Origin of the sequence: Flavobacterium facile (assembly GCF_036321945.1) — a bacterium.
GTDB classification, from domain to species: domain Bacteria; phylum Bacteroidota; class Bacteroidia; order Flavobacteriales; family Flavobacteriaceae; genus Flavobacterium; species Flavobacterium facile.
The window spans coordinates 170,473-182,739 of record NZ_JAZAYT010000028.1; the positions used below are offsets into that span (position 1 = coordinate 170,473).

12 protein-coding genes are annotated in these 12,267 nt (G+C 30.3%); all 12 read right to left on the bottom strand.

The window, feature by feature from the left end; genetic code table 11:
* Positions 1-5: 5 nt before the first annotated feature.
* On the bottom strand, positions 6-1,949 hold the full coding sequence (locus UEQ13_RS03660) for a polysaccharide biosynthesis protein (RefSeq protein WP_329805053.1): 1,944 nt from the start codon (positions 1,947-1,949) through the stop codon (positions 6-8).
* Between the two features lie 54 nt (positions 1,950-2,003).
* The gene (locus UEQ13_RS03665) at positions 2,004-3,131 is read right to left on the bottom strand and encodes a DegT/DnrJ/EryC1/StrS family aminotransferase (protein ID WP_329805054.1); all 1,128 of its coding nucleotides are present in this window, start codon (positions 3,129-3,131) and stop codon (positions 2,004-2,006) included.
* Positions 3,131-3,775 (bottom strand): acetyltransferase, encoded by a 645-nt coding sequence (locus tag UEQ13_RS03670; RefSeq protein WP_329805055.1) that lies wholly within the window; start codon positions 3,773-3,775, stop codon positions 3,131-3,133. The genes UEQ13_RS03665 and UEQ13_RS03670 overlap by 1 nt, the downstream gene beginning before the upstream one ends.
* Positions 3,776-3,785: 10 nt before the next feature.
* On the bottom strand, positions 3,786-4,391 hold the full coding sequence (locus tag UEQ13_RS03675; RefSeq protein WP_329805056.1) for a sugar transferase: 606 nt from the start codon (positions 4,389-4,391) through the stop codon (positions 3,786-3,788).
* Positions 4,392-4,511: 120 nt separating this feature from the next.
* Positions 4,512-5,714 (bottom strand): glycosyltransferase family 4 protein, encoded by a 1,203-nt coding sequence (locus UEQ13_RS03680; RefSeq protein ID WP_329805057.1) that lies wholly within the window; start codon positions 5,712-5,714, stop codon positions 4,512-4,514.
* A gap of 66 nt (positions 5,715-5,780) precedes the next feature.
* Positions 5,781-6,131 carry a four helix bundle protein gene (locus tag UEQ13_RS03685; RefSeq protein WP_329805058.1) on the bottom strand — a complete coding sequence of 117 codons (351 nt, stop codon included), beginning with the start codon at positions 6,129-6,131 and terminating at the stop codon, positions 5,781-5,783.
* Between the two features lie 156 nt (positions 6,132-6,287).
* Positions 6,288-7,424: a non-hydrolyzing UDP-N-acetylglucosamine 2-epimerase gene (gene wecB / locus UEQ13_RS03690; RefSeq protein WP_329805059.1), complete on the bottom strand. Its 1,137-nt coding sequence runs from the start codon at positions 7,422-7,424 to the stop codon at positions 6,288-6,290.
* A 126-nt stretch (positions 7,425-7,550) separates the two neighbouring features.
* The gene (locus UEQ13_RS03695; protein ID WP_329805060.1) at positions 7,551-7,934 is read right to left on the bottom strand and encodes a GxxExxY protein; all 384 of its coding nucleotides are present in this window, start codon (positions 7,932-7,934) and stop codon (positions 7,551-7,553) included.
* Between the two features lie 680 nt (positions 7,935-8,614).
* Positions 8,615-9,733: a polysaccharide biosynthesis C-terminal domain-containing protein gene (locus UEQ13_RS03700; protein ID WP_329804576.1), complete on the bottom strand. Its 1,119-nt coding sequence runs from the start codon at positions 9,731-9,733 to the stop codon at positions 8,615-8,617.
* A gap of 65 nt (positions 9,734-9,798) precedes the next feature.
* Positions 9,799-10,146 (bottom strand): four helix bundle protein, encoded by a 348-nt coding sequence (locus UEQ13_RS03705; RefSeq protein WP_329804521.1) that lies wholly within the window; start codon positions 10,144-10,146, stop codon positions 9,799-9,801.
* A gap of 174 nt (positions 10,147-10,320) precedes the next feature.
* Entirely contained in the window at positions 10,321-11,364 is a 1,044-nt protein-coding gene (locus UEQ13_RS03710; RefSeq protein WP_329804522.1) for a polysaccharide biosynthesis protein, read from the bottom strand.
* 81 nt (positions 11,365-11,445) lie between these two features.
* Positions 11,446-12,267: glycosyltransferase (locus UEQ13_RS03715; RefSeq protein ID WP_329805061.1), on the bottom strand; the 822-nt coding region annotated here is incomplete at its 5' end.

Sequence of the window (12,267 nt, forward strand, 5' to 3'; positions counted from 1 at the left end):
TTCGACTAATTATCGAACTTTTCAAATTTAGAATTTAAACTAACAAACTCAGGTACAATCTGTTTCATTTTAATTACCAATGCATCTGAATTATTTTCTTTTGACAAATCAATCAATTCTAGAATATCTTCATTTAGAGAAATATAATTTTCCGAACTATCTTTTGCAATCATAATTTTTTGATGATACGTTGGTAAAGTTGTTGAAGCGTTTGTCAATAATTCTTCATATAATTTCTCTCCAGGTCTTAAGCCTACAACTTTTATTCTAATTTCCACTTCAGGAATAAAACCTGCAAGTTTTATCATTTTATGGGCTAAGTCTATAATTTTTACGGGTTCACCCATATCAAAAATAAAAATTTCACTTCCATTCCCCATTGTTCCTGCTTCCAATACCAATTGACAAGCTTCCGGAATGGTCATAAAATATCTTATTATATCTGGATGCGTAATTGTTATTGGACCGCCAGCATTAATTTGCTTAGTAAACAAGGGTACAACCGAGCCATTAGAACCTAAAACATTTCCAAAACGAGTGGTAATAAATTTGGTAGATGATTCGCCCATTTGATCTAAATAAATAGACAAGGACTGCACATATTTTTCCGCAATACGTTTGCTTGCTCCCATAATATTACTAGGATTAACGGCTTTATCTGTAGAAATTAATACGAAACGTTCCACTTTATATTTAACCGCTAAATCTGCTAAATTTTTTGTACCTAATACATTTGTAAAAATTGCTTGATTTGGATTTTTCTCCATTAACGGCACATGTTTGTATGCTGCAGCATGAAATACAAATTCTGGGTTGTATTCTTGAAAAACAACATCTAACTGCTCTTTATTTCGCACATCTGCAATTACTGGAATTATTTCTAAATATACTTGATTTAACTCTAGTGACAACTGATGTAAAGGCGTTTCAGCTTGATCTAATAAAATTATTTTTGAAGGAGAAAAATAAATAATTTGCCTTACTATTTCACTTCCAATAGAACCTGCAGCACCAGTAATTAACACCACTTTATTAGAAACTTTATTAGAAATATTTATGGTATCTAAAACAATTTCATCCCTATTCAATAAATCTTGAATTTCAAAAGATTTAATTTTTTTAGAAATATTTTTTTGTGAATTCCAATCTGCAATTACAGGAACAGTTAATAACTTAATATTGTTTTCTAAACATTCATCAACCAAAACTAATTGCTCACTTTTAGAAAAAACATTATTTGAGATAATAAGCACTTTTGCATTTAAGTCGGAAAGAATTGTTTTAATATTTTTATTGTGGTAATAAATTGGCAATCCTAAAATCTGTTTGGCAACATTTTTTTTAGAATTATCAGCAAAACCTACCAATTTATATCTTTTTGGGTATTCTGCATTTATGGCATTAGCTAACGAAATGGCATTCGAATCTGTACCATAAATAACAATATTCTCCAAATTATTCTGATTTCCAGCATCAAGATAAACTTGATACACCACTTTTACCACAATTCTAAAAAACAATAAAAAAATGAAGGAAAACAAAAATGTAAGCAACAAAGCGGGCATTAAAAATATTTTCGCACCAGCTAAATAAAAATGAATATAATTTAAGGCTGATAATGCTAAAAACGAACTAAATGTTGATTTAAATAAGTTGTAGCCATCATTTAAAGTAGAATGTCTTATAATTCCTGCATAGGTTTTAAACACAAAAAAGAAAAAAGACTGTGTGGCTAAAATTATTATTATTCTACTTGTTAAATCAAGTGTATTGTAATATTTGAACGTTAATAGAGAAATTAAAAAATACGTTACAATATTAGCGAAAATGACAATAAAAATATCAATAGAAAAAATAATCCATCTTGGTAAATAACCAAAATGCAGCATCTTATCTTTTAAGAATACTTCTGAAAATATAGATTTATTAGATGTTTTATTGTTTTTCACTGTTAAAATTTGGGTTACAAATGTAATAAAAACCAATCAAACATTACGATTTTATTAAGTAAAGAAATCATCAATTACATTTGAAATTCTTGCTCTGTCTGAATCGGTTAAATTAGAACCTGAAGGCAAACACAAACCCTTTTCAAATAAACTTTCTGAAACTTTTTCACCATAATAAGGTGCATTCTCAAAAACGGGTTGTAAATGCATGGGTTTCCATAAAGGTCTTGTTTCTATATTCTCGGCTTCGAAGGCTAACCTTAAAGCTTCTCTTTGCTCGAAAGATTTTAATAAAATGGCAGATAACCAATGATTCGAATAAAAATCAGAATTAGGTTCTGTTAATAGTACTACATCATTAATCTTGGAAAAAATATCGCAATAAAACTGATGATTCGCTCTTCTAAAATTGACATGTTTATCTAAAACTTCCATTTGTCCACGACCAATTCCAGCACAAATATTACTCATTCGATAATTATAACCAATTTCTGAATGTTGGTAATGTGGCGCATTGTCTCTGGCTTGAGTAGATAAAAAAACCGCTTTATCTTTTAATTCTTTCGTATGTGTTACCATTGCTCCACCACCAGAAGTGGTAATAATTTTATTTCCGTTGAAAGACAAAACAGAAATAGCTCCAAAAGTACCACATTTTTGATTTTTGTACGAACTCCCTAAAGCTTCCGCACTATCTTCTAAAATTGGAATTTCGTATTGATTGGCAATGGCTCTTATTTCATCCATTTTAGCTGGCATTCCATATAAATGAACCGGAATAATAGCTTTTGGTTTTTTACCTTTTGAAATCCTATCTTTTATGGCTTCTTCTAATGCGATGGGGCACATATTCCAAGTATCCATTTCACTATCAATAAAAATTGGAGTTGCTCCTAAGTAAGCAATTGGATTAGCTGATGCCGAAAAAGTCATCGATTGACAAATAACCTCATCACCAGGTTTAACATCTAACAAAATCAAACCTAAATGTAAAGCGGCTGTGCCTGAACTTAGAGCGCCAACAAAAACATTTTGATTTAAATAGGTTTCTAAATCGATTTCAAAATTATTTACATTTGGCCCTAAAGGTGCTACCCAATTGGTAGCAAACGCTTCATTAACATATTTTTGTTCGGTTCCTCCCATGTGTGGTGAGGATAACCATATTTTTTCTTGTAGCATTACGAATGAAATTTAATAGGTTTAGCAGGAATTCCAACTGCTGTACAATTTTCTGGAATGGATTTTGAAACCACTGCTCCTGCTCCAATTGTGGTGTTTTTCCCAATTAAAACTTGATTGATTATTTTTGCACCTGTCCCTACATAAACAGCTTCTTCTAACACAACTTCTCCTGAAACATTAACTGCAGGCATTAACGATACAAAATTCTCTAAAACAGTATCGTGCCCAATCGTACATGCTAAATTTAGCGTTACATAATCTTTAATTGATATATTACAAGTTAAAATACTTCCAGCGCAAATGACAGTTCCTTTTCCAATTGAAACTTCGTCATGACCAATTAATACTGAAGGATGAATTAAGGTTTCAAAACTGATGTTTTGATTTTCAACTAAAGCAACAACACTCTTTTTGTAAACTGGATTTCCTAGAGCCAAAGCGACAAAAAGGACTTCTGCAACAGCATTTAAATCTGAAACGTTACCTAAAACGGGAAAACCATTAACTAAAGTTCCTTTTTCTTTTCCATCATCATAATAGCCGATGAACTCATATTTTGGGGAAATAGCATTAATTTGATCGATAAGCATTTTCACTTCTCTACCAAAACCGCCTGCTCCTATTATTGCAATTTTCTTCATATTTGGGGGGTTAATATTGACCTTGAAATGGTTCTATTGTGGCTGCATCTTCTGCTGAAATCCCTTCGCTAATTAGCACTTTCTTTACGGTTAAAAATAGAATTTTCAAATCTAACCAAAAAGAAATATTGTTGACGTAAAAAACGTCTAATTCGAACTTTTTATCCCAAGAAATGGAGTTTCTTCCGTTCACTTGAGCCCAGCCTGTAATTCCCGGTTTTACATTGTGTCTTTGGTTTTGAAACTCGTTATACAAATGTACGTAATCTGTTAATAACGGTCGTGGTCCAATGATACTCATATCACCTTTTATCACATTTAGCAATTGCGGAATTTCATCCAAAGATGTTTTTCGTACAAAACTTCCAACGGGAGTTAATCTTTCTGAATCGTGTAATAATTTCCCTGAAGCATCTTTTTTATCATTCATGGTTTTGAATTTAATAATTGAGAATACTTCGCAATTTTTCCCAGGTCGACGCTGAATAAAAAAAGGTTTTCCTTGATTGGCGATAAATAACAAAATAGTAACCAATAGAAATACTGGCAATAAGATTATGAATCCTATCACGGCAAGTAGAAAATCTAAAATTGGTTTTACTATTTTTGAATACATATTACTTTTTACTTGGCTCTTTTAACTTTTTACTTTTTACTTTTTACTTTTTACTTGGCTCTTTTTACTTGGCTCTTTTTACTTGGCTCTTTTTACTTGGCTCTTTTTACTTGGCTCTTTTTACTTGGCTCTTTTTACTTGGCTCTTAATAACTTCATAACTATGTTTTGGTGTCACATTATTTACAAAATACTGATAGCCATTTTCTCCCATTTGTTTACAAAGTTGCGGATTTGCAAGCAATAAATCAATTTTTTCTTTGATTAGATGGGGTTGATTTGAAGGTGCCCAAACTCCAGCTTTTACTTCATCTTGAATGATTGTTCCATAATCCGTATTTATATCAATTGCTGCTAAAACAGGAATTTTCGCATTGAAATAACTTAACGATTTGGATGGAATATTTGGAATGGTGAAATTTTCATGTAAAGAAATCAAACCACAATCGGCAACTGAAATAATATTTTGATAATCATCACGTGGTAATGAATTCTTAATTACAACGTTTTGAATGTTCTTCTCTTTAATTAATTTTTCGATTTTCGCTTTCTCCGTTCCTTGTCCGACAATGAAAAACAACACTTTATCTTCTGGTTGAAACAATTCGGCAACAGCCAAAATATTTTCTAACTTTTGAGGCAAACCAATATTTCCACCAAAAATAATGACAAAGTTATCATCAAAATTATATTTTTTTCTTAAAGCAACTTTATCATCAGAAAACTGTGGAATTTCTTTTTGCCAATTCGGTAATAAATGTAATTTTTCAACTTTTACTTTTGGATTATGATGAATTACATAATCAATATTTCCTGGCGACATACATCCAATTTTATCTGCTACTTCATATAGTAAATGTTCTTTTTTTCGAAAGAAATTATACAACATTCCGTCTTTCTTCATCATACCTAAATCGACAGCATTTTGAGGAAAAATATCTCTTAAAATCAGATATAATTTAGACTGGTATTTCTTTTTTAACCAACTCGCTACATCAATCAAACTAATTGGTGGCGTTGGCATGATGATTAAATCTAAGGTTTCAGACTTAAAATATTTTTTAATTGCTTTTTTATATTGAAACGGCAAAAGCACATTTGCTATTCCTTTTTGAATTGGGTTTACATTTAATAGCGGAAGTGTTTTTACTCGGATAACATGAATGCCTTCTTCAATATTTAAACCAATTTCATTTTCATTGATAGCTGGAGCCACAACATAAACTTCATGACCTTGATCGCGAAACTCTTCCATTAAATCGGTATATAAATTACTCGAATTTGGAATTTTCGGATAAGCTAAGGCTAAGAAAAGTATTTTCATATTAAAAAGAGCCAAGTAAAAAGTAAAAAGTAAAAAGGTTAAAACTAATATTATAAAATTTCATAACTATTTTTTATTTGAATTATTTACAATTGCACCTAAAATATTTTTTATCTCTTTACTTTCTTGAATTAAAATTTGTAGTTGAACATCTTCATTTTCGGTTAACTCCTTTAAAATTCTTAACCAATAATTAGATTCTCTTGCTTCTCTTAAAGAAATTTTCACTTTATTAATAAAATCTGCTTTTGAAGAACCTGCTTGAGACTCTTCATAGTTTGCACCTATTGAAGTACAAGATTTCCCCAATTGAAATCTTACTAAATTATTCTCTGGATTTGTTTCTAATTTTCTCAAATATTTCAAACAGTTAACTCCAAAATTAAATGTTCTTTTTAATAAATCGTTTTCTTTCATTACGTGGCAGATATTTATTTTTACTTGGCTCTTTCTACTTTTTACTTGGCTCTTTCTACTTGGCTCTTTTAACTCTTTACTTGGCTCTTTTAACTTTTTACTTTTTACTTGGCTCTTTTTACTTTTTACTTGGCTCTTTTACTCTTTACTTGGCTCTTACTTCTTACTCCAAACTACTCGATTCACATAATCGGTATAACTCAAGATAACTCGAACCATTTTTTCAGAAACATTTGGCATGGAATAATCGGCAACTGGGCGGAAATTTCTTTCTGAACCTGTTTTTTGCGTTTGCAACTGTACCAAACCTTGCATGATTCTTTCAGGTGAAAGTCCAACCATCATTACAGATGCTTCTTCCATAGCTTCTGGCCTTTCGTGTGCTTGACGAATATTTAAGGCTGGAAAATTCAATATTGAAGATTCTTCCGAAATCGTTCCACTATCCGATAAAACGGCAAAAGCATTCATTTGTAAGGCGTTATAATCGTTAAAACCCATTGGTTTTAAAAACTGAACTTCCTCACGAACTTTTACATTTTTGCTTTCAATCATGTTGCGAGTTCGAGGATGCGTGCTTACAATAATTGGGAATTTATAGTGTGCTGCAATTTGATTTAAACTTTCAATTAAGCCGTTAAAATTATCAGGATTATTGATATTTTCCTCACGATGTGAAGACACCACAAAATATTTCCCTTTTTCTAATTTTAGAGTAGACAGAATTTCTGATGCTTGAATATTTGGTAAATAATGATTCAGAACTTCAAACATTGGCGAACCCGTTTTGATAATTCTATCCGCAGGCAAACCTTCACGAAGTAAATATTCGCGAGCAATATCACTGTAAGTTAAATTTACATCGGAAATATGATCTACGATTTTACGGTTCGTTTCTTCAGGAACTCTTTGATCAAAACAACGGTTTCCAGCTTCCATATGGAAAATTGGAATTTGACGTTTTTTAGCTGGAATCGCACACAAACAACTATTCGTATCGCCTAAAACTAAAAAAGCATCTGGTTGTATTTCTTCTAAAAGCGGATCGATTTTAATTAAAATTTGACCGACAGTTTCTGTAGCTGTTTTTCCAGCAGCATTCAAGAAATAATCGGGTTTACGAATACCTAAATCGTCAAAAAATATTTGATTTAATTCGTAATCGTAATTTTGACCTGTGTGAACAAGTATATGTTCAATAGCTTCAGAAGCGTCTAAAGCAGCCATCACTCGAGATAATCGAATAATTTCTGGACGAGTTCCTACTACGGTTATTAATTTTAGTTTTTTCATTTTCTATATTATTTCACGCAGATTAAAAGGATTTATGAATTCTTTTCTTTTAGCGTAATATTGTTTTTATTTTATTTCACGCAGATTGAAAGGATTTATCGATTCTTCTCTTTGTATATAATCTAATTATTCAAAAAAATTATTTACTATTCTTTTGGTGTTCAAATTTATATTATCAGTATTGAAATTTACCAATATACCAATTGGAATATCAGATAGTTTTAAATATGTTACGACTTGTTTATAATGAACTTTAGATAATTCCTCAACGGACTTTAGTTCTATTAACACACTTTCTTCAACTAAAATATCAATTCTAAAAGCAACATCCAAAAGAACATCATCATAATGAACCGCTAACTCAACTTGATTTTTAGCTTTTAATCCAGCTTTATTTAATTCATAAAGCAATGCAGCTTCATATACAGATTCAAATAATCCTGGTCCTAAATTATTATAAACATTAAAAATGCATCCTCTAATTTTGTATGTAATATCGTTATCTTTCATTTTTTTATTTTATTCGTGGCTTATATAAATTTTGTCTTTACTAAATCTTAAAAATTACGCACAATAAAAAAATCCTTTCAATCCTTTCAATCCGCGTAAATTACCTTTTTAATCATTACTTAAGTACAATCAAAAAAATTCTTTCAATCCGGGTAAAATTACCTTTTTAATCATTGCTTCAGTACAATCAAAAAAATCCTTTCAATCCTTTCAATCTGCGTGAAATTCCTTTTTAACATTACTTCAGCACAATCAAAACATCTTTTAAATCCTTTCAATCCGCGTGAAATTTCCTTTTTAATCATTACTTCAGTACAATCCAAAAATCCTTTTATCCTTTCAATCTGCGTGAAAATTAAATTTTGTCTTTACTAAATCTTAAAATAATTACGCCCAATCCAAAAATCCTTTTTATCCTTTCAATCTGCGTGAAAATTAAATTTTGTCTTTACTAAATCTTAAAAAAATTACACCCAATCCAAAAATCCTTTTTATCCTTTCAATCTGCGTGAAAATTAAATTTTGTCTTTACTAAATCTTAAAATAATTACGCCCAATCCAAAAATCCTTTTATCCTTTCAATCTGCGTGAAAATTAAATTTTGTCTTTACTAAATCTTAAAAAAATTACACCCAATCCAAAAATCCTTTTATCCTTTCAATCTGCGTGAAAATTAAACCTTATACTTCTTCGAAATACGTATCGGCATCATTTGGATTGAAAAATTCGTTTATCCAAAAGTTGGTATATAAAATATCGTCACCAATATTTTTTATGTTATGTGTGTACCAAATTGGCATATCCACATAAGCAGGTTCATCGCCATTTAATTCGAAATTTAAAACCTCATCCGTTCCAATTTTTCTCAATTGAATTAAGGCTTTTCCTTTGATCACAGCAAAACGTTCAATTTTTCTGGTGTGATAATGATTGCCTCTGGTAATGTTGGGTTTAGTTGTAGAAAAAGAAACTTGTCCTCCCACTTCTAACCTGATAATTTCTACAAAACTTCCTCTGTCATCAGTATGTTGCATCAATTTTACAGGAAAATGAGTGGCTATATCCATATAACATCTAAAAGTATTAAATAAATTTAATTCGAAAACCGATGGTAAAACCGGAATGCTTCCATTATCTTGATATTCTGATTTAAAATGTTGTAATAAAGCTAAAATTTCAGAAACTTTCTTTTCAGAAGTATGTTGAATTTCTAGTTTGGATTGATGCTTTTTTGTTCTAATTTGTGCGATAATTTCTTGAACCAATTCGCCAACATAAATCAGTTTTAAATCGCCATCCACATCAATTTTTGGCGTTTCATTATGTGAAACTTGATGACAAAATGTGGCGACAACCGAATTATAAAAAGGTTTTCCGAAAGGTCCGAAAACGTTTGGAATAATTAAACCTGTGAAAATTCCATGATTTTTCTTAGCCCAATTCGCAAGTATTTCTCTACCTTCTTTTTTTGATTTTCCGTATAAATTATCTCTTTCTTCCTGACTTGAAGAGGAAAGTAAAACATGCGGTTTTGAGTTCGTTCGTTCTAAAGCATTAACTAATTTCTGAACCAGATTTACATTCGTTTCATAAATTACATCTTGACTTTCATGACGATTCATAGCTGCTAAATGCACAATGACATCGCACTGAGAAACAAAATGATCTAATTTCTTATCATTCTCAAAAAAGTCACGTTTAAATTCTACACGTAAAAACTCATCAGAAAATAAACCTAATGTATTGTATAAATGTTTGCCAACGAAACCGTCTTGACCTGTAATACCTATTTTCATAATTATAAAGAGCCAAGTAAAAAGTAAAAAGAAACAAGTTCTCGAAAAGTAATAAGTTTCTTCATTTGTTATTTGTTTGAATTGTTTACGATTGCTCCTAATATGTTTTTCAATTCTTGACTTTCTTTTAATAAATTGTTTAATTCAATATTTTCTTTCTCGATTAATGCCTTAATAATTCTTAACCAATAATTAGATTCTCTAGCTTCTCTCAATGAAATTTTAACTTTATTAAGAAAATCTGCTTTTGATGAACCTGCTTGAGATTCTTCATAATTAGCACCAACCGATGTACACGATTTTCCTAGTTGATATCTTATAAGATTGCTTTCAGGCAAACTTTCAATAGTTCTTAAAAATTTTAAAACTGCAACTGCAAAATTAAAAGTTCTATCCAACAAATCATTTTGTCTCATTTTCAATACTTTTTACGTGGCTTTTATTTAACTTTTTACTTGGCTCTTTTTACTTTTTACTTGGCTCTTTTTACTTTTTACTTGGCTCTTTTTACTTTTTACTTGGCTCTTTTTACTTTTTACTTGGCTCTTTTTACTTGGCTCTTTTTACTTGGCTCTTTTTACTTGGCTCTTTTAAAGGTCAAAATATTTATTGATTTCTTCTCCATAGATATCTTTTCTGATTAAAGGCAATTTCAACAATAACTGTTTCATTTCCTCAACGTCCAAAATATCTGTATTATGAGAATGATATTCTTCTAATTCGGTTAGTTTTATATCACCTTCTGAAAAATATTGTTCGTAATTTAAATCTCTATTATCCGCTGGAATTCTGAAATAATTACCACAATCTTCCGCTTTCACCATATCTTCCCGATTCACTAAAGTTTCGAATAATTTTTCACCATGACGTGTACCAATAATTTTTATTTCTGTGTTAGAACTGTATAGTAAATTTAAAGCTTTTGCTAAAACTTCAATGGTACAAGCTGGAGATTTTTGCACGAATAAATCGCCTTGATTACCGTTTTCAAAAGCATATAGAACCAAATCTACTGCGTCTTCTAACGTCATCATAAAACGTGTCATATTTGGATCGGTAATGGTAATTGGTTTACCAGTTTTAATTTGCTCTATAAATAAAGGAATTACCGAACCACGAGAAGCCATAACGTTTCCATAACGAGTTCCGCAAAAAATAGTTTTACTATCGTCTAAATTACGAGATTTGGCTACCATCACTTTTTCCATCATCGCTTTAGACATTCCCATAGCGTTGATTGGATAAGCGGCTTTATCAGTACTTAAAACTACTACTTTTTTGACTTCATATTTTTCAGCAATAGTTAGCACATTATCCGTTCCGATGATATTGGTTTTCACTGCTTCCATTGGAAAAAATTCACACGAAGGCACTTGTTTTAAAGCGGCTGCGTGAAAAATATAATCGACACCTTTTATTGCGGCGTCAATACTATGCACATCACGAACATCGCCAAGATAAAATTTTACTTTATTATTGTTGACTTTCTTTCGTAAATCATCTTGTTTTTTTTCATCACGACTTAAAATTCGGATTTCTTTAAAATGGTCGGTATGTAAAAACTGACTTAAAACAGCATTCCCAAAAGAACCCGTTCCGCCAGTTATTAGTAATATTTTGTCTTTAATTTGCATCTTTTGATGTGATTATGTTTTTATAAGCTATCAACTTGTAAAACTAATAATATGATTGATATAACTATTTAAATTTTAAGTTTATTTTAACAACTCTAAAAACAGATTGATTTCATTAAAAACTATTTGCTCTGTTTTTTTTATATTATGATTTGTTGCATGAACAAATGCTTGTGCAATTTCATTAATTTCTAAGGGATTAAATACTGAGGAAGGTTTGCAAACGACATAAGCATAAGGCAAATCAGCAGCAATAACATCACAACCTAATTCAATTGCTTCAATAAGACCGAGTCCAAAACTTTCGGATAATGAAGGATAAATAACAAATTTTATTTTTGAATATAAATTTGACAATTCTGGTCGAGGAACAAAGCCATGATTTATTATTGGATATCCTAGGTTTTTCAATTTTTCAATTTCATTTATTAAAGAAGTAAACTCATTTCCAACAGTTAAATGCAATTCTTGTTTTCTATCATTTGTATCACAATACTTTTTAAATCCTAATAATAAGTTTAAATGATTTTTATGAGAGCTTCCGTTACTTGCATACAAAAAACCTTTTTTATCTGGACTTATAATATTAGACGAATCTAATGGCGGATAAAACGGAATCACTTTTGTATTTATTTCGTTTGTAATTTCCAATTTTTGCAATAATCTTTTTTTTACTTCATCAGTTTGAACAATCCAAAAATCTGTATTTTGTTTTATTATTTTAAAAATTTTAGACTTAACATTGAAAATTATCCTTTGAAATAAAGACAATGAGTTTGGAATATCTAAAAAAAGGAGTTGATGAAAATAGGTAAATACTTCAGCTTTTAAACGAATTGAAGGAGGCAAATTTCCGAAGCAAATAACTTTTTCGAAGTTGTTTTTATGTTTTCTATAAAAAAA